This window comes from Streptomyces sp. NPDC027672 (genome assembly GCF_055566335.1).
In genome coordinates this window covers 426,326-451,431 of sequence record NZ_JBVHSO010000006.1, presented here as the reverse complement: position 1 = coordinate 451,431, position 25,106 = coordinate 426,326, and the positions used below count along the sequence as shown (strand labels likewise).

Sequence of the window (25,106 nt, the reverse complement as noted above, 5' to 3'; positions counted from 1 at the left end):
GCAATGTCGCCGGATGCCCTGAACGGGCCCGGGTCCAAGGTCTCTCGCAGAACTACGGGATGCGATGTCTGTCAGGATAGATGGGGAAGTGTCGGGCGGGGTTCCGGGCCGATCAAGCCGGGCGCGGCGCATACTGCGCGGCCCGCGCCCCGAAGCCGTACCCTCCCTGGTCGGCCGGGCGGCCGCGCTGGTGGGCCTCCTGGACATCGCCGCGGGAGTCTTCCCGCGCTTCCGGCACAGCCGGATGCACGCCCTGGCCGAGGTGCTGCCGGGCTCCTTCGGGCCGTTCGCGGCGGCGCTCTCGCTCAGCGCGGGCGTGCTGCTGCTGCTGCTCGCGCACGGGCTGAGGCGGCGCAAGCGGCGGGCCTGGCGGGCCGCGGTGGCGCTGCTCCCGGCGGGCGCGGTGGCGCAGTTCGCCTACCGGCACTCGCTCGTCGGCGTCCTCATCGCGGTCGTCCTGCTGGTGCCGCTGCTGCGCCACCGCGGGGAGTTCGCCGCACTGCCCGACCCGCGCAGCAGGTGGCGCGCGCTCGCCAACTTCGTGCTGATGAGCGCCGGTTCGCTGCTCCTCGGGCTCGTCATCGTCAGCGTCCACCCGGACCGGACGATCGGCGACCCGAGCCTGGCCGACCGGCTGACCCACGTCATCTACGGCCTGCTGGGCTTCGAAGGACCGGTCGACTACCAGGGCAACACCTCCTGGACGGTCGCCTTCTCCCTCGGCGCGCTCGGCTGGATCACCGCGGCCACCACCGCCTACCTGGCCTTCCGGCCGGAACACCCGGCCGCCCGCCTCACCGAGGAGGACGAGGCCCGGCTGCGCGCCCTGCTGGACAAGCACGGCGGCCGCGACTCGCTCGGCCACTTCGCGCTGCGCCGCGACAAGGCGGTCGTGTTCTCGCCGAGCGGCAAGGCGGCGGTCACCTACCGGGTCGTCTCCGGGGTGATGCTCGCCAGCGGCGACCCCATCGGCGACGTCGAGGCCTGGCCCGGTGCCATCGAGCGCTTCATGGACGAGGCCAGGGCCCACTCCTGGACGCCCGCCGTCATGGGCTGCTCGGAGACGGGCGGCGAGGTCTGGACCCGCGAGACCGGTCTCGACGCCCTGGAGCTGGGCGACGAGGCGGTGGTCGACGTGGCGGATTTCTCGCTGGCCGGACGCGCGATGCGCAACGTGCGCCAGATGGTCAAGCGCATCGAGCGGGCCGGCTACGAAACCCGGGTGCGGCGCATCCGTGACCTTGGCGACGCCGAGCTGGACCGCATCCGCCGCGCGGCCGAGGACTGGCGCGGCACGGACACCGAGCGCGGCTTCTCCATGGCGCTCGGCCGCATCGGCGACGCGGCCGACGGCGACTGCCTGATCGCCACCGCGCACAAGCAGGACGACGCACCGGGCGAGTTCGGCGACCTCAAGGCCGTCCTGCACTTCGTGCCCTGGGGCAAGGACGGCGTGTCGCTGGACCTGATGCGCCGCGACCGCGCCGCCGACCCCGGCATGAACGAACTGCTGATCGTCGCCGCCCTCCAGGCCGCCCCGAGGTTCGGCATCACCCGGGTCTCGCTGAACTTCGCGATGTTCCGCTCCGCTCTCGCGCGCGGCGAGAAGATCGGCGCCGGCCCGGTGCTGCGCGCCTGGCGCGGGCTGCTGGTGTTCCTCTCGCGCTGGTTCCAGATCGAGTCGCTGTACAAGTTCAACGCCAAGTTCCAGCCCCGCTGGGAGCCGCGGTTCGTGGTCTACCGGGCCTCCGCGGACCTGCCCCGCATCGGCTTCGCCGCCATGCAGGCGGAGGGCTTCGTCGACTTCGCCCTGCCGCTGCCGCGCTTCCTGCGCCGGCGCCGTACGGCCCTCGCCCGCCCCTGCGCGCACGCGGTGGGCGAACGGGACGTCCGGGCGGCCTGATCTCCGACACACGCGGCGTGCCGCGGCCCGGGAACCGGCCCGGGCGCCGGCCCCGCCCCTCCGGCACGGGGGCCGCCGCCCGGGCCGCCGCGCGTTCGGCGGTACCGGCCGGGGCCTACGCTGAACGTATGAACAGCATCAGCGGGCGCGGCCGGGTGGCCGGCCTTCCGGCATGGGACCGGTGCGCGGTCATGGGGGTCGTGAACGTGACCCCCGACTCCTTCTCCGACGGCGGCCGCTGGTTCGACACGACCGCCGCCGTCAAACACGGGCTGGACCTGGTCGCCCAGGGCGCGGACCTGGTCGACGTCGGCGGCGAGTCCACCCGGCCCGGCGCCACCCGCGTGGACGAGGCCGAAGAGCTGCGCCGGGTGATCCCCGTGGTGCGCGGCCTCGCCTCCGAGGGGGTCGTCGTCTCCGTGGACACCATGCGCGCCCGCGTCGCCGAACAGTCCCTCACCGCCGGCGCCGCCCTCGTCAACGACGTCAGCGGCGGCCTCGCCGACCCCGCGATGATCCCGGTGGTCGCCGCCGCGGGCGCCCCCTTCGTCGTCATGCACTGGCGCGGCTTCCTCCAGGGCGGCAACGTCAAGGGCGTCTACGACGACGTCGTCGCCGAAGTCGTGGACGAACTGCACGCGCGCGTGGAGGCCGTACTGGCCGGCGGGATCGCCCCGGACCGCGTCGTCGTCGACCCGGGCCTCGGCTTCTCCAAGGGGGCCGGGCACGACCTGGCCCTCCTCGCCCACCTGGACCGGCTGCGCGCCCTCGGCCACCCGCTGCTGGTCGCCGCCTCCCGCAAACGCTTCCTCGGCCGTGTCCTCGCCGGACCGGAGGGCGCGCCGCCGCCGGCCCGGGAGCGGGACGCGGCCACGGCCGCCGTCTCCGCGCTCGCGGCGCACGCCGGCGCCTGGGCGGTGCGCGTGCACGAGGTGCGCGCCACCGCCGACGCGGTGCGCGTGGCCCAGGCCGTGGACGCGGCGCGCGCGGACGGGGCGTGCCCGGCGCGGCACGCGCCCGGCACCCCGGGCCCGCGTCCGGCGGAAGGAGAGCGGTGAGCACCGCGCACACCGACGTCGAGCAGGTCGAGGCCGCCAACACCGCCTTCTACGAGGCACTGGAGCGCGGGGACTTCGACGAGGTCTCCGCCCTCTGGCTCACGCCGGCGGACCTCGGCGTGGACGAGACCTACCACGACCCCGCGGACAGCGGCGTGATCTCCTGCGTGCACCCCGGCTGGCCGGTGCTCACCGGCCGCGGCGAGGTCCTCAGGTCGTACGCCCTGATCATGGCCAACACCGACTACATCCAGTTCTTCCTGACCGATGTGCACGTCTCCGTCACCGGCGACACCGCGCTCGTCACCTGCACGGAGAACATCCTCAGCGGCGGCCCCGCCCCGGAGGAGGGCGCGGAGCTGGGCCCGCTGGTCGGCCAGCTCGTCGTCGCCACGAACGTGTTCCGGCGCACGCCCGCCGGCTGGAAGCTCTGGGCGCACCACGCCTCCCCGGTGCTGGCCGAGAGCGGCGACGACGACGAGGGCCCCGGTGCGGACGACGTGCCCCCGGACGACGGCCCGCTCGCCTGACCAGGCACGCCCGCGGCGGAGCCGACCCGGCGGACCGGGACGTGGTTGGAATCACCTACCGCCGGGTAGAAGCGGCTACCAGCCCCTGGCAGAGCCGGGTTCCCCGGGGGAAACACCCGGTGAACCCTCCAGGTTCCGCCGCGGGCCCACGCCCCCGCGGCCCGGCCGAGCCGGTGCCCGCGGGTAGATTCGTCCAGGACCGGCGTACCGCCCGCACGCGGTACGGCCCGGTCGTTCCCGACGATTGCAGGAGTGATTCGCGTGGATCGTGTCGCGCTGCGCGGCCTGAAGGCCCGCGGGCACCACGGGGTGTTCCCCAAGGAGCGCGAGGAGGGCCAGACCTTCATCGTGGACCTCGTCCTCGGTCTGGACACGCGGCCGGCCGCGGCCGACGACGACCTGACGAAGACCGTGCACTACGGCATCGTGGCCGAAGAGGTCGTGGCCGTGGTCGAGGGCGAGCCGGTGAACCTCATCGAGACCCTGGCCGAACGGATCGCCCGGACCTGTCTGAAGCACGACGGGGTCGAGGAGGTCGAGGTCTGCGTCCACAAACCGGACGCGCCGATCACCGTCCCCTTCGACGACGTGACCGTCACCATCACCCGGAGCCGAGTATGACCCGACCGTTCCGCCCGGGTCACAGCGACCCGACCGTCCAGCCGGTGCCCGCCTCGGTCGTCGAGAAGGTGGACGCCGCCGACACCACCCTGCACAACCCGCAGTGGGCCGTCATCTCCATCGGCTCCAACCTCGGCAACCGCCTGGAGACCCTCCAGGGGGCCGTCGACGCCCTGGAGGACACCCCGGGCGTCCGGGTGAAGGCCGTCTCCCCGGTGTACGAGACCGAGCCGTGGGGCGTCGAGCCCGGCAGCCAGCCGTCGTACTTCAACGCGGTCGTGGTGCTCAAGACGACCCTGCCCCCGGCCTCCCTGCTGGAGCGGGCGCACGCCGTCGAAGAGGCCTTCCACCGCGTCCGGGACGAGCGCTGGGGCCCGCGCACGCTGGACGTCGACATCGTCGCCTACGCCGGTGTCACCTCGGACGACCCGTGTCTCACCCTGCCGCACCCGCGCGCCCACGAACGCGCCTTCGTGCTCGCGCCCTGGCACGACGTGGACCCGCAGGCACAGCTCCCGGGCCGCGGCACGGTGGCCGACCTGCTCTCCGGCGTCACCCGGGACGGCGTGACGCACCGGGACGACCTGGAACTCCGGCTGCCCGAGTAGTCGTTAAGGTCAAGACGGTGCACGACCAAGACGAGTACCGTCCGGGACGGTCCGGGGGAGCTGAAGGGACACCGTGAAAGAGCTGCGCATCAGGGTGCTGGCCGGCGTGTTCGTCGTGGCCGGCGTCCTGTCCTGGGCGGGCGCCCGCCTCTGGAACTCGGTCGGGACCCTGCCGAGCGTCCCCCTGGCCGCCCCCGTCGTCCTCGCGCTGATCGCGGTGGTCCTGCTCTCGACGGCGCTGTCGCTGCGCGCCCGGCTGAAGGCCCAGCGCGAGCGGCGCCCCGGCGCCAAGGGCGTCGACCCGCTGATGGCCGCCCGCGCGGTCGTCTTCGGCCAGGCCAGCGCCCTGGTCGCCGCCCTGGTGGCCGGGATGTACGGCGGCACGGGCGTCTTCCTCCTGGAGCTGCTGGACCTCCCGGCCCGCCGCGACCAGGCGATCTACGCCGGTTTCTCGCTGCTGGCCGGGGTCGGCGTGATAGCGGCGGCCCTGTTCCTTGAGCGGGTCTGCCGGCTCCCCGAGGACGACGACGAGAACCCCCCGGGAGCGGAGCCGGCGGCCTGACCGCCGGCCCCGCCCGGCGCGGTCGCCGCGCTGAGCGCGCTCAGCGCGCCATGATGAGGCTCATCGCCTCGTTCCGCGTGGCCGCGTCCCGGAGCTGACCGCGCACGGCGGACGTGAGGGTCTTCGCGCCCGGCTTGCGGATGCCGCGCATGGACATGCACATGTGCTCGCACTCGATCACGACGATCACACCGCGCGGCTCGAGTATCTCCATCAGGGAGTCCGCGATCTGCGTGGTGAGACGCTCCTGCACCTGGGGCCGGCGCGCGTAGACGTCGACCAGCCGGGCCAGCTTGGACAGGCCGGTGATCTTGCCGCTCTCGGCCGGTATGTAGCCGACGTGCGCGACCCCGCGGAACGGCACCAGGTGGTGCTCACAGGTGGAGTACACCTCGATGTCCTTCACCAGGACCATCTCGTCGTGACCCAGGTCGAACGTCGTCGTCAGCACGTCCTCCGGCTGCTGCCACAGCCCGGCGAAGATCTCCCGGTAGGCCCGCGCGACCCTGGCCGGCGTGTCCCTCAGGCCCTCCCGGTCCGGGTCCTCGCCCACCGCGATCAGGAGTTCGCGCACGGCGTTCTCCGCACGCTTCTCGTCGAATTCGCCGATGAAGCCGTCGCCGGCCAGCGTGACGGGGTCGGTCATCTGATGCCTCGTTCCTGTGCGTCCTGCCCGCGGGCATACGGAAATGCCGCGCCCCCCAGGCTAGAACCCTGGGGGGCGCGGCATTCATTCCGGGCCCGCGGGCCGGGACCGCGGTCAGCTCTCGGAGCGGTCCTCCGGGGTCTGCTCCGTCACCGGGGCGGACTCCTTCGCCGTCGACTTGACCGTGCTGATCGACGCCGTCGCGCCGTTCGCGCCGTTGGTCAGGGCCAGCTCCTTCGGGGAGAGCACCGGCGGGCGGGTGGACGGGGTGCGGCGGGAGGAACCGGTCCAGGCGGGCCGGGGCGGACGCTTGACGATCGTGGCGAAGATCTCGGCGATCTCCTCCTTGCCCAGCGTCTCCTTCTCCAGCAGTTGGAGGACGAGGTTGTCGAGCACGTCGCGGTTCTCGACCAGGATCTCCCAGGCCTCGTTGTGCGCGGTCTCGATCAGCTTCTTGACCTCTTCGTCCACCAGCGCGGCGACCTCTTCCGAGTAGTCCCGCTGGTGAGCCATCTCACGGCCGAGGAACGGCTCGCTGTTGTCGCCGCCGAACTTGATGGCGCCGAGCCGCTCGGTCATGCCGTACTGCGTGACCATCGCGCGGGCCAGGTTGGTGGCCTTCTCGATGTCGTTCGCGGCGCCCGTGGTCGGGTCGTGGAAGACCAGTTCCTCGGCCGCCCGGCCGCCCAGCATGTAGGCGAGCTGGTCGAGCATCTCGTTGCGCGTGGTCGAGTACTTGTCCTCGTCGGGCAGGACCATCGTGTAACCGAGGGCACGGCCGCGGGACAGGATCGTGATCTTGTGCACCGGGTCGGAGTTCGGCGAGGCCGCCGCGACCAGGGCGTGACCGCCCTCGTGGTACGCGGTGATCTTCTTCTCCCTGTCCGACATGATCCGGGTCCGCTTCTGCGGGCCCGCGACCACCCGGTCGATCGCCTCGTCCAGCGCCTTGTTGTCGACCAGCTTCTGGTCGCCGCGGGCGGTGAGCAGCGCGGCCTCGTTCAGCACGTTGGCGAGGTCGGCACCGGTCATGCCCGGGGTGCGGCGGGCCACGGCGGCCAGGTCGACGTCGGGCGCGACCGGCTTGCCCTTCTGGTGGACCTTGAGGATCTCCAGGCGGCCCTGGAGGTCCGGCGGGTCGACCGCGATCTGCCGGTCGAAGCGGCCGGGGCGCAGCAGCGCCGGGTCGAGGATGTCCGGACGGTTCGTGGCGGCGATGAGGATCACACCGCCCTTGACGTCGAAGCCGTCCATCTCGACCAGCAGCTGGTTCAGGGTCTGCTCACGCTCGTCGTGACCGCCGCCGAGGCCGGCGCCGCGGTGCCGGCCGACCGCGTCGATCTCGTCGACGAAGACGATCGCCGGGGCGTTCGCCTTGGCCTGCTCGAACAGGTCGCGGACCCGGGAGGCGCCGACGCCGACGAACATCTCGACGAAGTCGGAGCCGGAGATCGAATAGAAGGGGACGCCCGCCTCGCCGGCGACGGCGCGCGCGAGCAGGGTCTTGCCGGTGCCCGGGCGGCCGTAGAGCAGCACGCCCTTGGGGATCTTGGCGCCGACGGCCTGGAACTTGGCCGGCTCCTGGAGGAACTCCTTGATCTCCTGGAGTTCCTCGACGGCCTCGTCGCAGCCGGCGACGTCGGAGAAGGTGGTCTTGGGGGTGTCCTTGGTGATGAGCTTCGCCTTGGACTTGCCGAAGTTCATGACCCGGGAGCCGCCGCCCTGCATCTGATTCATCAGGAACAGGAAGACGACCACGATCAGGACGAAGGGCAGCAGCGAGAGCAGGACGCCGACGAACGGGTTCTGCTTCGACGGCGAGACCGTGTAGCCGTCCGTGATCTGCTTCGCCTGGTACTTGGTCTGCAGCGTCCCGGCGAGCTGCGCGCCCTGGTCGCCGATGTAGCTCGCCTGGATCTTGGAGCTGCCGTCGACCTTGTAGCCGTCCTTGAGCGTGACCTTGATGCTCTGTTCGTCACCGGTGGTGAGCTTGGCCGACTCGACCTTGTTGTCGTTGATCGCCGCCACGACCTGGCCGGTGTCCACCGTCTTGTAGCCGCCGGACGAGCCGACGACCTGCATCAACACGACCACGGCAAGGACGGCCAGCACGATCCACATGACCGGCCCACGGAAGTATCGCTTCACGTCCATCCATACGGAGCGGTGCCGCCCCGTCCCTCCTGCCATAGTGAGTTTGATAAGACAGTTCTTCTGACGGTACCCCAGCATTGTTGCCCGAAGCCGCACGGAGCCGTTTCGACGGCTGGGAAAACCCGTCTCCGCTTGCTTCAACGGCACGGAACCCGCTGGGGTTCCCGATCGTCCTACCAGTCTTGGGCCGACTGGCTCAGCCGCCGTAGACGTGCGGCGCGAGCGTACCGACGAACGGGAGGTTGCGGTACTTCTCGGCGTAGTCGAGGCCGTAGCCGACGACGAATTCGTTCGGGATGTCGAAGCCGGCCCACTCGACGTCGATGGCGACCTTGGCGGCGTCCGGCTTGCGCAGCAGGGTGCACACCTTCAGCGAGGCCGGTTCCCGGGAGCCGAGGTTGTTGATCAGCCAGGACAGGGTCAGACCGGAGTCGATGATGTCCTCGACGATCAGGACGTGCCGGCCCTTGATGTCGGTGTCGAGGTCCTTGAGGATGCGGACCACACCGGAGGACTGGGTGCCCGCGCCGTAGGAGGACACCGCCATCCAGTCCATGGTGACGGGGGTGGACAGCGCCCGGGCCAGGTCGGCCATGACCATCACCGCGCCCTTGAGCACACCGACGATCAGCAGGTCCTTGCCCGCGTACTCCGCGTCGATCTTCGCGGCCAGCTCGGCCAGCTTCGCGTCGATCTCTTCCTTGGTGATGAGCACCTGCTGAAGGTCGGCACCCATGTCTTTCGCGTCCACCCGCATCACTTTCGGTCGTCCCGCACTTACGGCCGTAGGAAACGGCCCGCGGCTGCCCGGTCCGCCGGAGGGCACTCCGCGGGGCCGGTCGTCAGCCTTGCCGAATCACCAGTCTGCCACCCTGCCGCTGGGCGACGACCCGGCCCGGGAGATTGATGGCTCCCTGGCCGCGCCAGCCGGTGATCAGGCGGTCGACCTCCTCGATGTGGCGGGCGAACAGCGCGCCGGCCGGTGCGCCCGCCTCGATGGCCGCGCGGCGCAGGATCCGGCGGCGCACGGCGGGCGGCAGCGCGTACAGCTTGGCGCACTCCAGCCGGCCGGCGGCGTCCCGCACGGAGTCCTCGGCCTGCCGGGCCCAGGCGTCCAGGGCGTCGGCGTCGTCGCGGGAGAGCTGGGCGGTGCGGGCGAGCGCTTCGACCACGCCCTTGCCGAGGGCCTTCTCCAGGGCGGGCAGTCCTTCGTGCCGCAGCCGGGAGCGGGTGTAGGCCGGGTCGGCGTTGTGCGGGTCGTCCCAGACCGGCAGGGACTGGGCCAGGCAGGCGTTGCGGGCGGTCTGCCGGTCCAGGTGCAGGAAGGGCCGCCGGTAACGGCCGCCGGCCCCCGAGACCGCGGCCATCCCGGACAGGGAGCGGATGCCGGAGCCGCGGGCGAGGCCCAGCAGGACGGTTTCGGCCTGGTCGTCGCGGGTGTGGCCGAGCAGGACGGCGGCGGCGCCGTGGTGTTCGGCGGTGGCGTCCAGGGCGGCGTAGCGGGCGTCCCGGGCGGCGGCCTCGGGTCCTCCCTCGCGGCCCACGGTGACGGCGATGGACTCGACGGGGTCCAGGCCGAGCTGGCGCAGGCGCAGGACGACCTCCTCGGCGCGGAGGTCGGAGCCGGGCTGGAGGCCGTGGTCGACGGTGACACCGCCGGCCCGGACGCCCAGCTTGGGGGCCTCGAAGGCGAGGGCGGAGGCGAGGGCCATGGAGTCGGCGCCGCCGGAGCACGCGACGAGGACGAGCGGAGAGGGGGGCCGCTCGGCGGTGCGTGCGGGGTGGCTGCCCGCGTGCACGGGCGCGGGCGCGACGTGGTCGTTCAGGAGGTCGTGGAGGACGCGGCGGACCGCCAGGCGTATCGCCGCGACCGCAGGATGGGGACCCATGTCCGGTTCCCTTCATGAAGTTTCGGGGGGATGAGCCCGAGTCGGTCACTCAGAGTGTGTAGATGGTGACAGAAGCGGGCCGTTCCCCGAGCATCGCACGCCTACGCATGGCTTACGGTCCCTCGGACGGGTGATTGGAGGGGCGTTCGCCTGCCGTCGGCGGGATTCGGTTCACGACTCCCCCGCGCCGTTCACTCCTCGGGCCTGCTGTGCACCCGCGCGACCCAGTCCGCCGGTTTGGCGATCTCCGCCTTGGTGGGCAGGGTGTTGGGAGAGGTCCACACGCGGTTGAAGCCGTCGGTGCCGACCTGCTCGACGACGGCCCGCACGAACCGTTCGCCGTCACGGTACTGCCGCAGCTTGGCGTCCAGCCCGAGCAGCTTGCGCAGGGCCAGGTCCAGCCGGGAGGCGCCCTTGGCACGGCGCTGCTGGAACTTCTCCCGGATCTCCGCGACGGTCGGTACGACACTGGGCCCGACGCCGTCCATCACGAAGTCGGCGTGCCCCTCCAGCAGGGACATCACGGCGGTGAGCCGGGCGAGGATCTCCCGCTGGGCCGGGGTCTGCACCAGTTCCACGAAGGAGCGGCCGCCGTCCTCCTCCTCGCCCTCGGGACGGCCGCCGGCCAGGGACTGGACCGCGTCCCGGATGCGCTCCAGGAAGGTCATGGGGTCGACGTCGGTCTCCGCCAGGAACGACTGGATCTCGCTCTCCAGGTGGTCCCGCAGCCAGGGCACGGCCGTGAACTGCGTGCGGTGGGTCTCCTCGTGCAGGCAGACCCACAGGCGGAAGTCGTGCGGGTCGACATCGAGTTCGCGCTCCACGTGGACGATGTTCGGGGCGACGAGCAGCAGCCGGCCGCCGCCGTTGGCGCCGGCCGGGAGGTCGCGGGCGGCCGGGGCGAAGGTCTCGTACTGGCCGAGGACCCGGGAGGACAGGAACGACAGGAGCATGCCCAGCTCCACGCCGGTGACCTTGCCGCCGACGGCGCCGAGGACCGCGCCGCCCGGTCCGGCGCCGCGCCGCTCCTGCATCTTCTCCAGCAGGGGCCGCAGGATCTCCCGGAAGCCGGCGACGTTGGCACGGACCCAGCCGGGGCGGTCCACCACGAGGACCGGGGTGTCGTGGGCGTCCCCGGTGCCCATCCGGGTGAAGCCCCGGACGTGTTCCTCCGAGACCTTCGCGTGCCGGCGCAGCTCCGCGACGACGGACCTGGCCTCGTCGCGGCTGACGTCGGGTCCGGGGCGTACGAGCCGTGTCGCGGTCGCCACCGCGAGGTTCCAGTCGACCATCCCGACAGATGCGGTGCCACCGAAGCCAGTCATGCTGTCAACCGTACGTGAGGGGTGCCACTTCGGGCAGCCGTGCGCCGGCCCGCGCGGGACCGGGCGGCCCGGCCGCCGTCAGCCCGCCAGCGCCGTCGCGGCCCGGTCCAGCGCCGCCTGGGCCGCCAGGGCGTCGGAGGTGTCCGAGGCCAGGAAGGCGAAGGCCAGGAGGTGTCCGGCCTGGTCCACGACCGTGCCGGCCAGGGTGTTCACACCGGTGAGGGTGCCGGTCTTGGCGCGTACGGCGCCGGCCGCGCCGTCGGTGTAGCGGCCGCTCAGGGTGCCGGTGAAGCCGGCCACGGGCAGGCCGGTGAGGACCGGGCGCAGGCCGGGCCGGTCCGGGTCGGCCGCCTTGGCCAGCAGGCCGGTCAGCAGGCCGGCCGTGAGCCGGTCGGCGCGGTCCAGGCCGCTGCCGTCGTGGAAGGCGGCGCCCGCCATGGGCAGGCCCAGCCCGCGCAACTGGGTGGCGATGGCCTGGGCACCGCCGGCGAACCCGGCCGGCCGGCCGCTCGCCAGCGCGGTGTGCCGGGCCAGGGCCTCGGCGATGTCGTTGTCGCTGTTGGTCAGCATCCGCTCGACCAGCGCGGACAGCGGCGGCGAGGAGACGGTGGCGAGGGTCTGCGCGCGCGTGCCCGCCTTGGACGGGCCGGGCGGTGTGGCGGTGATGCCGGCGCTCTTCAGGAAGCGCGCGAACTTGGCCGCCGCGTCCGCCGCCGGGTCGCTCACGCGGGGCGCCGGACCGCGGGCGGAGCCGTCGGCGCGGCCCTCGTCGGCGGTGAGGGCGCTGACCGGGGCGAGGTTGTCGTTGACGCCGATGGGGTGCAGGGCGGGGCCGGTGAAGAGGGTGGTGTCGTAGGACAGGGTGACCTTGCGGATGCCGCGCCCGCGCAGGGCCCGGGCGGTGTCCGCCGCCAGTTGGCGCAGGCCGGCCCAGCCGCCGGTCCGGGCGCGCGCGGTGAGCGTGGGGTCGCCGCCGCCGACCAGGACCAGTTCCCGGGTGTCGGGGTCGAGCGCGGTGCGGGTGGTGAGGCGGTGGTCGGGACCGAGGGCGGACAGGGCCGCGACGGCGGTGGCGATCTTGGTGGTGGAGGCGGGCGTGAGGGCCTGGCCGGCGTCGGCGTCGTACAGCCGTTCGCCGGTCGTGACGTCGACGACGGCCGCCGCGTGGCGGTCGCCGAGCGCGGGATCGTCCAGCAGCGGCCCGAGGACGTCCGGGAGCGCCGGGGCCTCCTGGGCGGTCTTGCCGGTGCCCACGGCGTCCGCGGCGGCGCCGAGGGCCGTCAGGACGGGTCCGGCGCTCGGCGCGGGCCGGGGCGCGCCGCCGGCCGTGCCACCGTGATCTGCGCCACCTGCCCGCTCCGGGGCGGCGGCCCGGAGCCGCTCGGCCGTACGCTGACCGTTGGCGTCCCAGGGTCCGGCCGCGGTCACCACACCGGCGGCCAGCACCAGGCCGGCGGTGGCGGCGCCCGCGGTGTACTGCCAGGTCCTGACGGTCCGCGGACGGGGGAGACGGGGGAGGTGCAGGGAGCCGGAGCGCACGGCCGACGGCAGCCGCGCGGCCCTGACGGCGCGCGCCAGACGCGGTCGTACGGCCTCCGCGAGCCGCGCCACCCGCGGTCCCGCGGCTCGCCAAGGTCTCGGCTCTGGCACGACCACCAGCCCCTTTCGCGATCACACACCTGCGTGAGGGACACTTAACCACCAGAACTATGTGCTGATCATGGAGGAGCCACCGGTGGAGTTCGACGTCACGATCGAGATCCCGAAGGGTTCGCGGAACAAGTACGAGGTGGACCACGAGACCGGCCGGATCCGCCTGGACCGTCGCCTCTTCACCTCGACCGCCTACCCGACCGACTACGGCTTCGTCGAGAACACCCTCGGCGAGGACGGTGACCCGCTGGACGCGCTGGTCATCCTGGACGAGCCGACGTTCCCGGGCTGCCTCATCCGCTGCCGCGCGATCGGCATGTTCCGGATGACGGACGAGGCGGGCGGCGACGACAAGCTGCTGTGCGTGCCGGCCACCGACCCGCGCGTGGAGCACCTGCGCGACATCCACCACGTGTCGGAGTTCGACCGCCTGGAGATCCAGCACTTCTTCGAGGTGTACAAGGACCTGGAGCCCGGCAAGTCCGTCGAGGGCGCCAACTGGGTGGGCCGCACGGACGCCGAGACGGAGATCGAGCGGTCGTACAAGCGCTTCAAGGAGCAGGGCGGTCACTGACCCCCGCCCCACCGGAACGGGCCGCACGCGCATGCGTGCGGCCCGTTCCGCATGCGGGCACGAATACGGCCCGACCGGGTACGTGTGCGCATACTGAGGCTTACGGAAGGTGTCGTTCAGGGAGCGGTGCGAGGTGACGGAGGCGGAGGACCGCAAGCCCGGGTCCGACGAGGCGCGGTACGACCCGGAGATCACGTCCGAGTTCGCCGTTCCCAAGGGTCTCGGTGTCCCCAGGGGCGGTGAGTCGGAGACGACCTCCGAGTTCGCGGTGCCGCAGGGGCTCCAGACGCCGCAGCCGCCGAGCGCGGAGCCGGAGGGTTCGGCGTTCAGCCCGCCGCGCACCTACAGCGCGAAGGACGCGCCGAGCGCGTTCACGCCGCCCGCCGGGGTGCCGCTGGTCAGCCTGATCAAGGACGCGCCCTGGCAGGACCGGATGCGCACGATGCTGCGGATGCCGGTGACCGAGCGGCCGGCGCCCGAACCGGTGCAGCGCGAGGAGGAGGACGGTCCGGCCGTCCCGCGCGTGCTGGACCTCACCCTGCGCATCGGGGAGCTGCTGCTGGCCGGCGGCGAGGGCGCGGAGGACGTGGAGGCCGCGATGTTCGCGGTGTGCCGGTCCTACGGCCTGGACCGGTGCGAGCCGACCGTCACCTTCACCCTGCTGTCGATCTCCCACCAGCCGTCCCTGGTCGAGGACCCGGTGACGGCGTCGCGGACGGTACGGCGGCGGGGCACCGACTACACGCGGCTGGCGGCCGTCTTCCGCCTGGTGGACGACCTCACCGACCCGGAGACCCACGTCTCCCTGGAGGAGGCGTACCGGCGGCTGGCGGAGATACGCCGCAACCGGCACCCGTACCCCGGCTGGGCGCTGACCCTGGCCGGCGGGCTGCTGGCCGGCGCGGCGTCCGTGCTGGTCGGCGGCGAGGCGGACCCGATCGTGTTCCTCGCGGCGGCCGTCGGCGCGATGCTCGGCGACCGGCTGGCGTGGCTGTGCGCGGGGCGCGGGCTGCCGGAGTTCTACCAGTTCACGGTGGCCGCGATGCCGGCCGCCGCGATCGGCGTGGCGCTGACCCTGGCCCACGTGGACGTGAAGGGCTCCGCGGTGATCACCGGCGGGCTGTTCGCGCTGCTGCCCGGGCGGGCGCTGGTGGCGGGGGTGCAGGACGGGCTGACGGGCTTCTACATCACCGCCTCCGCGCGGCTGCTGGAGGTCACGTACTTCTTCGTCGGCATCGTCGCCGGGGTGCTGACCGTCCTGTACTTCGGCGTGAAGTTCGGCGGCAAACTCAACCCGGACGCGGCGCTGAGCACCTCCGAGTCGCCCCTGCTGCAGATCGCGGCCTCGATGCTGCTGTCGCTGACCTTCGCGGTGCTGCTCCAGCAGGAACGGTCCACCGTGCTCTGGGTGACCCTCAACGGAGGCGTCGCCTGGTCGGTGTACGGCGCGATGCGCTACGCCGGCGACCTCTCGCCGGTGGCCTCCACGGCGGTCGCGGCGGGCCTGGTGGGACTGTTCGGGCAGTTGCTGTCCCGGTACCGGTTCGCCTCCGCGCTGCCGTACACGACGGCGGCGATCGGGCCGCTGCTGCCCGGTTCGTCGACCTACTTCGGGCTGCTGTCCATGGCGCAGAACGACGTGAACAAGGGCCTGGTGTCGCTGGCCAAGGCCGCGTCGCTGGCCATGGCCATCGCCATCGGGGTCAATCTGGGCTCGGAGATCTCCCGGCTGTTCCTGCGGGTCGGCTCCGCCGGCAAGCGCCGGGCGGCGAAGCGGACGCGAGGCTTCTGACCGCTACCGGGGGCGGTGGTCGTACGGGTAGCCGTTCTCGTCGTACTGCTGCTGCGGGTACTGCCGCGGGTCGTGGTGCTGCTGGTCCCAGTCCTGCTGCCGGGGATACTGCTGGGGCTGGGGGTGCTGCTGGGGCTGCTGGTACGGCTGCTGCTGGTCGTACTGCGGGTACTGCTGCGGTGCGCCGTACTGCCCGTCGTACTGCTGCGGTGCGCCGTACTGCTGCTCGTACGGCTGCTCATAGGGCTGCTCGAACTGCTGCTCGTACGGCTGGTCCGGGTCGATGCGGCGGAGCTGGGTCGTGGAGGTGTCCATCACCGGCGGCTGCCGGTACAGCGGGGCCTCGGGCTGCCGTGGGGCCTCGGGCTGCCGGGGGGCGGACCGGGCGGCCTTCTTCGCCTTGCCGCGGGCCCGCAGGAACTCGATGGCGATCGGGACCACCGAGACCAGGACGATCAGGATGAGGATCGCCTCGATGTTGGACTTGACGAAGCCGATGTTGCCGAGCCAGGAGCCGAGCAGGGTGACACCGGCGCCCCACAGGACGCCGCCGATGACGTTGAAGGTCAGGAACGAGCGGTACCGCATGCCGCTGACGCCCGCGATGATCGGCGTGAACGTGCGCACGATGGGCACGAAGCGGGCCAGGACCAGGGACTTCGGGCCGTACTTCTCGAAGAACTCGTGCGCCTTGGTGACGTTCTCCTGTTTGAACAGACGCGAGTCCGGGCGGTTGAACAGGGACGGGCCGACCTTCTTGCCGAACATGAAGCCCGCCTGGTCGCCCAGGACGGCCGCGAGGCAGATCAGGGCGATCGCGGCCCACAGCGGGAAGTCCAGCTGGCCGGAGGTGATCAGCAGGCCGCAGGTGAACAGCAGCGAGTCACCCGGCAGGAAGAAGCCGATGAGCAGCCCGGACTCGGCGAAGACGACGAGCAGCAGACCCCAGATGCCGTAGGTGCCGAGCAGATAGTCGGGATCGAGCCAGCTCGGGCCTAGGGCGAGTGTCATCACGGGTCCGGGCTCCTGAGGGGTGAGGCGGCTGCGGCGTCCATGTGCGGCCGCACAAAGCTATCAACGTGAGGCGGCCGTTCCGGGTTCCACCGGTGGCTCCAGGATGCACTGCCCGGCGCCCGGGAGAAAGCCGTGGCCCGGGCGGCCGGTGTGGTCCCGGTCCGGGAGCGGACCCCGTGCGCTCCCGGACCGGGAGGTCAGGCCGGGGTGTGGCGGTCGGCGTTGGCGAGGATCGCGTCGCGCAGGTGCTCGGCGAGACCGGGGTGCAGCGCGTCGTAGAACTCCTTGAAGCGCGCGTCGGAGACGTACATCTGTCCGAAGCACCGGTGCGTCTCGTACGGGACCTCGAAGTAGTGCCGGCTGATGTGCCGCCGGTGCTCCTCGGCCAGGTCCATGGCCGCCTCGCCGGCCGCGGGCTCGCCGGCGGCGACCAGGGCGGCGTACCGCTCGCCCCATGCGCCGGCCTCGGCCTGGATGCGCTGCCAGTCCTCCTTGGTGTAGCCGGCGGTGCGGCGCCGCGACTCGGCGTACGCCTCCGTGCCGCCCCAGCGCCGCTCGGTCTCCTCGGCGTACTGCTCGGGGTCGTTGTCCCCGAAGACCTCGAACCGCTCCTGCGGCGTCAGGTCGATGCCCATCTTGTGTGCCTCCATGGCGTGCTCCACGGCCGCGGCCATCTTCTGGAGCCTCTCGATCCGGGCGGCCAGCAGGTCGTGCTGGCGGCGCAGGTGCGCGCGCGGGTCCGCGTCCGGGTCGTCGAGCAGGACCGCGACCTCGTCGAGCGGGAAGCCGAGCTCCCGGTAGAACAGGATGCGCTGGAGCCGGTCGAGGTCGGCGTCGGTATAGCGCCGGTGGCCGGCGCGGGTGCGCTCGCCGGGCGCGAGCAGGCCGATCTCGTCGTAGTGGTGCAGGGTGCGCACCGTGATGCCGGCGAACCCCGCGACCTGTCCCACGGAGTAGCTCACTGTTCTCCGCTCCTTCGGTCGGTACGCGTCCACGCTGCCGCCTCACGTCACGTGAGGTGCAAGCCCGCGCCGCTGCTCAGCGGTCGTCCTCCGGGTGCCGCTCCCCCGTCGCGTACGGGTTCTCCTGGCCCTCGGCGAGGACGCCGACGAACGGCTCGCCCTCGCCCGCGAAGGTGTACGCGCCCGCCTCCAGCCGGTCGATCAGGCCCTGGGTCCAGGCCGCGTCGGAGTCGGCCGTGTGGAGCCACATGCGCATGATCTCGCCGATGTGGCCGAGCTGTTCCGGGCCGCCGTCCGGGAGGTAGTTCCCGGTGACGGAGTCCCGCCACCGCCCGATCCGGCGGATCCGTTCGCGCAGCAGCTCCAGGGCCTCCGCGCGCGGCAGCTCCACCAGGAAGCCGACGGCCGCCGACTGGAGGTCCGTCTTCTGGTCGTAGGAGACCAGGGACTCGCGCAGCAGCCGCAGGAACTCGTCCTCGCCGCGGCCGGTCAGCTCGTACTCGGTGCGCGGCGGGCCGCCGGCCGTGGAGGGCGCGGTCTCGTGCGCGTGCAGCAGTCCCTGCCGGGCCATCTGCTTCAGCGCGTGGTAGATCGAGCCGGGCTTGGCGTTGGACCACTCGTGCGCGCCCCAGTACTCCAGGTCGTTGCGCACCTGGTAGCCGTGGGCCCGCCCGTGCTGACGGACCGCGCCGAGCACGAGGAGACGGATCGCTGACATGGGGTCCAGATTAGGACCCGCCTCACTCAGCCCCCGGAGCCCTCCCGCTCCAGGGCCACCAGCTCGAACGCCGTCCGGCCGTCCAGCGACTCGCGGATGATGTCGGCGTGGCCGGCGTGCCGGGCCGTCTCCCGGATCAGGTGCAGGCACAGCCAGCGCAGCGACACCCGGCCCTCCGGCGGGAACCAGGGGTCCGGCGGCAGCGGGAAGGTGTCGTCCAGGCTGGGCGCGGCGCGCACCAGCCGCTCGGTCCCGGCCGCCACCCGCTCCCAGTAGGCCAGTTGCCCGGCGACCGTCTCCTCGCCGACGAGCTGGAACGTCTCGTGCCAGTTCGACGCGTCGCGCCGCACCGCCGGCGGCTCCTGCCGGGCCCGGGCGGCCCAGCTCTGCTCCACCTCGACGACGTGCTTGAGCAGACCGCCCAGGGACAGCTCGCTGGCGCTGGGACGGGTACGGGCCTGCTCCTCGGTCAGTCCGAGCAGCGCCCGGCGGATGCCGCCGCGCTGCTCCTCGATGAACGCGAGCAGCGCCCCGCGCTCGTCGCCCTGCTCCTCCGCCGGCACGTGTGTGACCATGGCCTGCCGCCTTCCGTCTGGCCGTCCGCCGGGGCGGTCGTCCCCGGCACGAACGACGCTACGGACCATGGAGGACAGGTTCTGTCCTCTATGGCCCGGCGCACGCGAAGACGTGGATCAGAACGGGAACCGGCTGCGGCCGTACTGGACCGAGATCCACTTGACCGTGGTGAACGCCTCCAGCGTGGTCTCGCCGTTGAGCCGGCCGAGACCGGAGTGCTTCTCCCCGCCGAACGGCACGATCGGCTCGTCGTGGACGGTGCCGTCGTTCACGTGGAACATGCCGGTGTCGACGCGCTTGGCGAAGGCCACACCGCGCTCGGTGTTCCCGGTGTGGACGGCGCCGCTGAGGCCGTAGGGCGTGTCGTTGACGATCCGGACCGCCTCCTCCTCGCCGTCGAACGGGATGAGGAAGACGACCGGGCCGAACACCTCCTGCTGGAGCAGCGGGGATCCGGCCGGGACGCCGGTCAGCACGCTCGGCTCGACCAGGTTGTTGGTCGTGGTGCCGCGCACCAGGGCGGTGGCGCCCTCGGCGAGCGCCTGCTCGACCGTGCCGGAGACCGCGGCCGCCTGCGCGGAGTTGATCACCGGGCCGATGACGGTCTCCGGGTCGCGCGGGTCGCCGGCCTTGAGGGTCCTGACCTTGGCGACGAACTTCTCGGTGAACTCCTCCAGCACGGAGCGGTCCACCAGGACGCGGTTGGCGGCCATGCAGACCTGGCCCTGGTGCACGAACCGGCTGAAGACGGCCGCGTCCACCGCGTAGTCGATGTCGGCGTCGTCCAGCACCACCAGCGCGCTGTTGCCGCCCAGTTCGAGCACCGCGCGCTTGAAGTGCCGGGCGCACACGGTGGCGACGTGCCGGCCGACCTTGTCCGAACCGGTGAAGGAGATCACCTTCGGGACGGGGTGCTCGAGGAACGCGTCGCCGATCTCGGCGATGTCGGTGACCAGGACGTTCAGCAGGCCGGCGGGCAGCCCGGCGTCCTCGAAGATCTTCGCGATCAGGGTGCCGCCGGCGATCGGGGTGTTCTGGTGCGGCTTGAGCACCACGGCGTTGCCGAGCGCGAGGGCCGGGGCGACCGACTTCAGCGACAGCAGGAAGGGGAAGTTGAAGGGGCTGATCACGCCGACGACGCCGACCGGCATCCGGTAGACGCGGTTCTCCTTGCCGTCGGCGGGCGACGGCAGGATCCTGCCCTCGGGGCGCAGCGCGAGGTGGACCGCCTCGCGCAGGAACTCCTTGGCGAGGTGCAGCTCGAAGCCGGCCTTCACCCGGGTGCCGCCCAGCTCCGCGACGATCAGCTCGGCTATCTCCTGCTCGCGGTCCTCGATCAGGCGCAGCGCCCGCTCGAAGACACCGCGCCGGGTGTACGGGCTGGTCTCGGCCCACTCCTTCTGGGCGCGGGCGGCGGCCTGGTAGGCCTGGTCCACCTCGTCGACCGTGGCCACCGTGATCGAGGCCAGCTTCTCGTCGTTGTACGGATCGAAGTCGATGACGTCCCAGGAGCCCGAGCCCGGGCGCCACTCGCCGTCGATGTACTGCCGGGCCAGGTCGGTGAAGTAGGACGACATGTGATCCCTCAATCGCTAGCGGCCACAGATCCACGCCAGGTCTGATCGAGCGTCATCCTACTTGCGAGTCACCTGAGTTGGGGCGGGTCAGGACAGTTGCAGCAGACCGCGCAGGAGGTCGCGGCTCTCGTCCGGGCCGGGGCTGTCCTGCTGGAGTTCCTTCAGGGCCTGCTCGTACTGGGCGACGTCCTCGCGTTTGTCCAGGTAGAGGGCGCTGGTCAGCTGCTCCAGGTAGACCACGTCGGACAGATCGGACTCGGGGAAGCTGAGGATGGTGAAGGCGCCGCTCTCGCCGGAGTGCCCGCCGAGGCTGAACGGCATGACCTGGAGCCGTACGTTGGGCCGCTCGGAGAGGTCGATCAGGTGCTGGAGCTGGCCGCGCATCACCTCGCGGTCGCCGTAGGGCCGGCGCAGGGCGGCCTCGTCCAGGACGATGTGGAACTCCGGCGCGTTCGCCGAGAGCAGGTACTTCTGCCGCTCCAGGCGCAGGGTGACCCGGCGTTCGACGTCGGCAACGCTCGCGCCCTTCATGCCGCGCCGGACCACCGCGCGGGCGTACTCCTCGGTCTGGAGCAGGCCGTGCACGAACTGCACCTCGTAGGCGCGGATCAGCGAGGCGGCGCCCTCCAGGCCCACGTAGGTCGGGAACCAGCTGGGCAGGACGTCGGTGTAACTGTGCCACCAGCCCGCCACGTTGGCCTCACGGGCGAGGGAGAGCAGCGACTCGCGCTCCGCCTCGTCGGTGATGCCGTAGAGCGTCAGCAGGTCCTCCACGTCCCTGGTCTTGAAGCTCACCCGGCCCAGTTCCATCCGGCTGATCTTCGACTCCGAGGCGCGGATCGAGTAGCCCGCCGCCTCGCGCGTGATCCCCCTGGCCTCACGCAGCCGCCTGAGTTGCGAACCGAGCAGCATCCGCCGCACCACCGATCCGGGCTCTCCCGCGCTCACTTCGCCAGCCTCCCCAACCGTCCTCAAGGGCCGAAGTCTGCCACTAAAACACTCCGAGCAGTACTCGCATGGTTACGGAAACGGAAAGCCTCGGCCGTTTCGGGCGGCCCGGACCGGGCACAGGTCGGGACCTCTGGCGGCGACCGCGGGGGAAGAGGGCGGAAAAAATGGCCAAGAAGCGGTACGGTCAGGGCTATTTCGGTCGCGTGCACGTGCATCTGCCCTTGCATCTGACTTACGCATCCGAAACCATGGGTCCGCGCCACCGCTGCATCGCAACGACCGCGAATTCCCGGGAGTGCCTCGCATGGGGACGAATGGATCGACCATGCTCAAGCCGTTACGGCAGGGCCTTCCGCCGTTGGACCCCGCGGCCGTGTCCGATGCCGCCTCCTGCGTTCTCCCCGCCCGGTACGAGGCGGTGCGCGAGGCCCGGCGCTTCACCCGGGACACCCTCGATCCGTGGGACATCGGCGAACGCTTCGACGACGTGTGTCTGGTCGTCTCCGAACTCGTCACCAACGCCCTGCGCCACGCGGTGCCGGCGGACGCGGGCCGCGCCGACACGCAGCTGCCGCCCGTGCGGCTGCACTTGATGCGCTGGAGCGAGCGGCTGGTGTGCGCGGTGCGCGACCCCAGCCACGAGACGCCGGTGCCCCAGGAGTCGGACGACTTCTCCGCCGAGTCCGGCCGGGGCCTGTTCCTGGTCGACTCCTTCGCCGACAGCTGGGGCTGGCACCCGCTCGCCGGCACCCTCCAGGGCAAGGTGGTCTGGGCCCTGTTCCGGCTGCGCACGACCGGCTGATCCGGTCCGGCGCGTGGCCGACTGATTTGCTACGGCGCGCTGCCGGCGGACGCGTGGGCTTCCCCGCTTCTCCCGATTCCTCCGCTCTCTGCGGCTGCCGGCTCTCCGCGGTCCCGTCCGACATCGTTGCCAGGGACCGTGCCGGCGCGTGACCGGTGGTCAGCTCGCGATCAGGTGGTCGAACTCGCCGTCCTTGATCCCGAGGAGCATCGCCTCGATCTCCGCGCGCGTGTAGACGAGCGCCGGGCCGTCCGGGAAGCGCGAGTTGCGCACGGCGACCTCACCGCCCGGCAGCCGCGCGAACTCCACGCAGGACCCCTGCGAGTTGCTGTGCCTGCTCTTCTGCCAGGCCACTCCGTCCAGCTGCGTGGCAGCCATGCCGTTGTACACGTCGTACCCCCCGTACACGCCGTCAACGTCGCGGTCCACAGATCGCTCCCCGGTGGTGCACTGGCTGGTGAGGCCATAGATGCAGTGGTCAACTGACCCGGATCATAGCTCTGTTCACGTGCACACGCATGAGCAGATGCACGTGCACGAACTGTGGCCCCGCGATTACAGCTTTGACGCGCGCTTTACCCGGGTTCCTCCGGCGGGTGCCCCGGAGCAGGCAGGAGATGTCCTGGGGCCGAAACGCCCCTCCTCCACAACAGACGCGAACCGCGCCCTTCTTGTTCCCTGATTCCGCCGCCCCGGCCCGAAACACGCGCGCATCCGGCGCACCGGGGATTCCCTCCGGGAGTCCTGCCGCGCGTCCGGAAATCGTTCGGGTAACTACTGGTAACTTGCGCTGCGGGCCGTCCGGTGAGGACGGCCGGCCGCTACCGTCCGAGGAGCGTTCCGGTGACCTGTGCAACGGCGAGAGTGCGGAGCGCGGCCCTGGCCGCGGCAGTGGCGGGCGCGCTGGCGCTCACGGCGTGCGACGGCGGCACGTCCGGGCATACCTCCGACGCCTCGCCGCGGCCGGCCGCCTCCGCGACCCCGCCGACGGCCACCGTCTCCCCCGCCGCGACCGGCGCCGCCCTGGAGGGCAGCTGGATCACCACCGCCGGCGGCAGGGTCCTGGCCCTGGTGATCACCGGGACACAGGCCGGACTCTTCTCGACCGACCGGACCGTGTGCGGCGGGACGGCGGGGTCCGGGACCGGCGTGCGGACGATCCGCCTGACCTGCGCCCAGGGCGCCGGGGAGCGCACCACCGGCACGGTCGAGTCGGTGGACGGCACGACGCTGACGGTGACCTGGTCGGGCAGGCCGGGCCGGGAGACGTACACCAAGGCGGAGGGCGGGAAGCTGCCGTCGGGCTTCCCGACGCGGCTGGAGCGCTGACCGTTCCGGTGGTTTGGACAGGGGTGCGCGTACGGGGTGCGCGGGCAGGCGCCATGATGCAAGGGCACCGTCACCACCAGGACAGGGACCCGCTCATGCGCGCCATTCCGCTCACCGTCACCGCCCTCGCCGCCGCCCTGCTGCTGACCGCCTGCGACGACGGTGGCGGCAAGAACGGCAACAGCGCCGGCTCGGCCTGCGAGATCGGCGGCGTCTCCGTGCAGATCGGGTCGGCGAGCGTGGCCCCGGCCGCCGGGGACAGCGGCGAGATCCCGGTCAGCCTCACCAACCAGAGCGCGCCCTGCACCCTGGACCACTTCCCCGAGGTCGTGCTGGGCGGCGGCGGCAAGGAGGCCGCCGTGCCCGTGCTCAAGGGCGCGAAGGCCCAGAAGCTGAAGCTGGCCAAGGGCGACTCCGCGACCTTCTCCGTCAGCTATGTGCGCGGCGCGGACGGCGCGCGGAACACCCTGGCGGCACAGACCGTGAAGATCACCCTGCCCGGCACCCACACCAGCCGCAGCTTCCCGTGGAAGTACGGCCCGGTCGCCGGGAAGGCCGGCGGGAACCAGCCCGACGCCTCCGTGGGCGCCTTCCAGCAGGTCGGCGACTGAGGCGCGGGTCACTCCAGCCGCGGGCGGGCCCTGACCTGGGCCCGGTCCGCCGCTCGGGCGCCCTCGGTCCAGCCCGCCGCGTCGCTGACGCCCCGCAGCCGGGACGTCGTGGTCTGCGGGAACATCCGCTCCAGCCGGCCGGTCACGGCTATCGCGCGCGTGGCCAGCACCGGCAGCAGATCCCGGGTCACCTGCGTCTCGGCGGCGGCCGCGAGCCGGTCGCCCACGCGGTGGGCGTAGGCCGCGAGGAACGACTGCCGGAAGGTCTTGGTCCGCTTGCGGCCGCCGGCCCGCTGGGCCGCCTCCGCCTTGCTCATCGCGTGGGTGGCCTGCACCAGCAGCGAGGTGTAGAGCAGCTCGACGGCCTCCAGGTCCGCTTCGAAGCCGACGACCGTGGAGAAGCCGAACGGTTCGTTCCACACCGCGCGGCAGTGGTTCGCCGTGGCCACCGCGTCCAGCAGGACCGCCTTGGCCTGCTCGTACGGCGGCTCGACCCCGATGCGGCAGGCGCCGGGGGCGTCCGGCGCGGGCGCCTGGGCGGCGAGCAGCGCCTCGTCGACGCTGTGGCGTGCCATCAGCTCCTGCGCCTTGGCGCTGAGCGCCTCCGCCTCCTCCGGGAAGCCGGTCGCCTCGGCCTTGGCGAGCAGCGCGCGGATGCGGGTGAGCATGCGGGAGGCGGCCGGGCCGGCAGCGGGGCGGGACTCGTCCTCCAGCGGCTCCAGGGCGGGCAGGCGCAGCAGCAGGCGGTACAGCTCCAGGACGGCCGTGGCCTGGGAGAAGCGGTCGGCGGCGCGCTCGTCGGCGGGCAGCTCGGCCAACTGGGCGGCCCAGCGGCGCCCGCGCGGACGGTCCCGCCCGGCCTGGGCCCGGATCAGCCCGGCGGCCAGGCCGGCGTGGGTGTCCTCCAGCTCGCGCCGGACCAGCCGTACGACATCGGCGGGCTGCCAGCCGCGCCGCCACGCCGTCGCCACGAACTCCTCGCCACGCAGGGCGAGTTCGGCGTCGGCGGCCGGGTCGGCGGCGAGCAGGGAGGCACCCGTGTCGAGGCCGGTGTCGGTGTCGTCGTAGAGGGCGGCCCGGAAGGCCCGCTCGACGGTGCTGGCGGTACTGGTCACGTCATCGATCGTGCCATGCGCCACCGACAGCGGGGCACGGCCGTCCACAGGCTGTGGACAACGAGTCGGGGGAGCTGTGGCGCAGTTTCGCGGAGGAGCGGAAACTCTTCGGGCATAACGGGATCTTCGGGACAGG

Annotated in this window: 25 protein-coding genes; 11 read left to right on the top strand and 14 right to left on the bottom strand. The window is 72.3% G+C overall.

The genetic code is table 11. From position 1 onward, the window contains the following. Positions 1-64 precede the first annotated feature (64 nt). The 6 genes from ACZ4SV_RS17895 to ACZ4SV_RS17870 all read left to right on the top strand — a co-directional run bounded on the left by ACZ4SV_RS17895 (position 65) and on the right by ACZ4SV_RS17870 (position 5,282). Positions 65-1,903, top strand: a complete 1,839-nt coding sequence (locus ACZ4SV_RS17895; RefSeq protein ID WP_468005316.1) for a phosphatidylglycerol lysyltransferase domain-containing protein — start codon at positions 65-67, stop codon at positions 1,901-1,903. 128 nt (positions 1,904-2,031) lie between these two features. Then, positions 2,032-2,961, top strand: a complete 930-nt coding sequence (folP, locus tag ACZ4SV_RS17890; RefSeq protein WP_365873587.1) for a dihydropteroate synthase — start codon at positions 2,032-2,034, stop codon at positions 2,959-2,961. After that, positions 2,958-3,491, top strand: a complete 534-nt coding sequence (locus ACZ4SV_RS17885; RefSeq protein WP_468005313.1) for a nuclear transport factor 2 family protein — start codon at positions 2,958-2,960, stop codon at positions 3,489-3,491. Before folP ends, ACZ4SV_RS17885 begins: the two co-directional genes overlap by 4 nt. 261 nt (positions 3,492-3,752) lie before the next feature. Next, positions 3,753-4,112 carry a dihydroneopterin aldolase gene (folB, locus tag ACZ4SV_RS17880; RefSeq protein WP_365873591.1) on the top strand — a complete coding sequence of 120 codons (360 nt, stop codon included), beginning with the start codon at positions 3,753-3,755 and terminating at the stop codon, positions 4,110-4,112. Next, complete coding sequence (folK, locus tag ACZ4SV_RS17875) at positions 4,109-4,720, top strand: 2-amino-4-hydroxy-6-hydroxymethyldihydropteridine diphosphokinase (RefSeq protein WP_468005311.1); 612 nt, start codon at positions 4,109-4,111, stop codon at positions 4,718-4,720. Before folB ends, folK begins: the two co-directional genes overlap by 4 nt. 73 nt (positions 4,721-4,793) lie before the next feature. After that, entirely contained in the window at positions 4,794-5,282 is a 489-nt protein-coding gene (locus tag ACZ4SV_RS17870; RefSeq protein WP_468005309.1) for a DUF3180 domain-containing protein, read from the top strand. Positions 5,283-5,322: 40 nt separating this feature from the next. Here the strand turns inward: ACZ4SV_RS17870 and folE are convergent, their stop codons facing one another. The 6 genes from folE to dacB form a co-directional block, all read right to left on the bottom strand. After that, positions 5,323-5,928 carry a GTP cyclohydrolase I FolE gene (folE, locus tag ACZ4SV_RS17865; RefSeq protein WP_365873598.1) on the bottom strand — a complete coding sequence of 202 codons (606 nt, stop codon included), beginning with the start codon at positions 5,926-5,928 and terminating at the stop codon, positions 5,323-5,325. A gap of 114 nt (positions 5,929-6,042) precedes the next feature. Beyond that, positions 6,043-8,082: an ATP-dependent zinc metalloprotease FtsH gene (gene ftsH / locus ACZ4SV_RS17860; protein WP_365873600.1), complete on the bottom strand. Its 2,040-nt coding sequence runs from the start codon at positions 8,080-8,082 to the stop codon at positions 6,043-6,045. Between the two features lie 196 nt (positions 8,083-8,278). Beyond that, positions 8,279-8,839, bottom strand: coding sequence for a hypoxanthine phosphoribosyltransferase (hpt, locus tag ACZ4SV_RS17855; protein WP_365873602.1), 561 nt, complete (start codon positions 8,837-8,839; stop codon positions 8,279-8,281). 85 nt (positions 8,840-8,924) lie between these two features. Then, positions 8,925-9,971: a tRNA lysidine(34) synthetase TilS gene (tilS, locus tag ACZ4SV_RS17850; RefSeq protein ID WP_468005306.1), complete on the bottom strand. Its 1,047-nt coding sequence runs from the start codon at positions 9,969-9,971 to the stop codon at positions 8,925-8,927. 191 nt (positions 9,972-10,162) lie between these two features. Further along, a complete protein-coding gene (locus ACZ4SV_RS17845) occupies positions 10,163-11,296 on the bottom strand; it encodes a zinc-dependent metalloprotease (RefSeq protein ID WP_468005304.1) in 1,134 nt (377 codons plus the stop codon). 78 nt (positions 11,297-11,374) lie between these two features. Then, positions 11,375-12,907: a D-alanyl-D-alanine carboxypeptidase/D-alanyl-D-alanine endopeptidase gene (gene dacB / locus ACZ4SV_RS17840; RefSeq protein WP_468005303.1), complete on the bottom strand. Its 1,533-nt coding sequence runs from the start codon at positions 12,905-12,907 to the stop codon at positions 11,375-11,377. Positions 12,908-13,031: 124 nt separating this feature from the next. Between dacB and ACZ4SV_RS17835 the strand changes: the two genes are divergently transcribed. Together ACZ4SV_RS17835 and ACZ4SV_RS17830 are read left to right on the top strand one after the other, a co-directional pair. Beyond that, on the top strand, positions 13,032-13,523 hold the full coding sequence (locus ACZ4SV_RS17835) for an inorganic diphosphatase (protein WP_030734045.1): 492 nt from the start codon (positions 13,032-13,034) through the stop codon (positions 13,521-13,523). A gap of 133 nt (positions 13,524-13,656) precedes the next feature. Continuing rightward, the gene (locus ACZ4SV_RS17830) at positions 13,657-15,315 is read left to right on the top strand and encodes a threonine/serine exporter family protein (RefSeq protein WP_468005301.1); all 1,659 of its coding nucleotides are present in this window, start codon (positions 13,657-13,659) and stop codon (positions 15,313-15,315) included. 3 nt (positions 15,316-15,318) lie between these two features. Here ACZ4SV_RS17830 and ACZ4SV_RS17825 read toward each other — a convergent pair whose 3' ends face one another. From ACZ4SV_RS17825 to ACZ4SV_RS17800, 6 genes are all read right to left on the bottom strand, one after another. Continuing rightward, positions 15,319-16,326: a DedA family protein gene (locus tag ACZ4SV_RS17825; protein ID WP_468005299.1), complete on the bottom strand. Its 1,008-nt coding sequence runs from the start codon at positions 16,324-16,326 to the stop codon at positions 15,319-15,321. Between the two features lie 200 nt (positions 16,327-16,526). Further along, positions 16,527-17,291, bottom strand: a complete 765-nt coding sequence (locus ACZ4SV_RS17820) for a MerR family transcriptional regulator (RefSeq protein WP_468005297.1) — start codon at positions 17,289-17,291, stop codon at positions 16,527-16,529. A gap of 76 nt (positions 17,292-17,367) precedes the next feature. Next, on the bottom strand, positions 17,368-18,009 hold the full coding sequence (locus ACZ4SV_RS17815; protein WP_365873616.1) for a PadR family transcriptional regulator: 642 nt from the start codon (positions 18,007-18,009) through the stop codon (positions 17,368-17,370). A 26-nt stretch (positions 18,010-18,035) separates the two neighbouring features. Continuing rightward, positions 18,036-18,584 (bottom strand): DinB family protein, encoded by a 549-nt coding sequence (locus ACZ4SV_RS17810; protein WP_365873618.1) that lies wholly within the window; start codon positions 18,582-18,584, stop codon positions 18,036-18,038. Between the two features lie 117 nt (positions 18,585-18,701). Next, on the bottom strand, positions 18,702-20,162 hold the full coding sequence (locus ACZ4SV_RS17805) for an aldehyde dehydrogenase family protein (protein WP_468005294.1): 1,461 nt from the start codon (positions 20,160-20,162) through the stop codon (positions 18,702-18,704). A gap of 87 nt (positions 20,163-20,249) precedes the next feature. Then, positions 20,250-21,074: a helix-turn-helix domain-containing protein gene (locus tag ACZ4SV_RS17800; RefSeq protein ID WP_468005353.1), complete on the bottom strand. Its 825-nt coding sequence runs from the start codon at positions 21,072-21,074 to the stop codon at positions 20,250-20,252. A 364-nt stretch (positions 21,075-21,438) separates the two neighbouring features. Here ACZ4SV_RS17800 and ACZ4SV_RS17795 point away from each other — a divergent pair, with 364 nt between their 5' ends. Continuing rightward, positions 21,439-21,915: an ATP-binding protein gene (locus ACZ4SV_RS17795; protein ID WP_468005292.1), complete on the top strand. Its 477-nt coding sequence runs from the start codon at positions 21,439-21,441 to the stop codon at positions 21,913-21,915. Positions 21,916-22,074: 159 nt separating this feature from the next. Here ACZ4SV_RS17795 and ACZ4SV_RS17790 read toward each other — a convergent pair whose 3' ends face one another. After that, the gene (locus tag ACZ4SV_RS17790) at positions 22,075-22,344 is read right to left on the bottom strand and encodes a DUF397 domain-containing protein (RefSeq protein ID WP_397943512.1); all 270 of its coding nucleotides are present in this window, start codon (positions 22,342-22,344) and stop codon (positions 22,075-22,077) included. A 414-nt stretch (positions 22,345-22,758) separates the two neighbouring features. Between ACZ4SV_RS17790 and ACZ4SV_RS17785 the strand changes: the two genes are divergently transcribed. Both ACZ4SV_RS17785 and ACZ4SV_RS17780 read left to right on the top strand, forming a co-directional pair. Beyond that, positions 22,759-23,244, top strand: a complete 486-nt coding sequence (locus tag ACZ4SV_RS17785; RefSeq protein WP_468005289.1) for a hypothetical protein — start codon at positions 22,759-22,761, stop codon at positions 23,242-23,244. A 95-nt stretch (positions 23,245-23,339) separates the two neighbouring features. After that, positions 23,340-23,855: a DUF4232 domain-containing protein gene (locus ACZ4SV_RS17780; RefSeq protein ID WP_397947817.1), complete on the top strand. Its 516-nt coding sequence runs from the start codon at positions 23,340-23,342 to the stop codon at positions 23,853-23,855. 8 nt (positions 23,856-23,863) lie between these two features. Here the strand turns inward: ACZ4SV_RS17780 and ACZ4SV_RS17775 are convergent, their stop codons facing one another. Further along, positions 23,864-24,970: a DUF2786 domain-containing protein gene (locus ACZ4SV_RS17775; protein ID WP_468005287.1), complete on the bottom strand. Its 1,107-nt coding sequence runs from the start codon at positions 24,968-24,970 to the stop codon at positions 23,864-23,866. Positions 24,971-25,106: the final 136 nt, after the last annotated feature.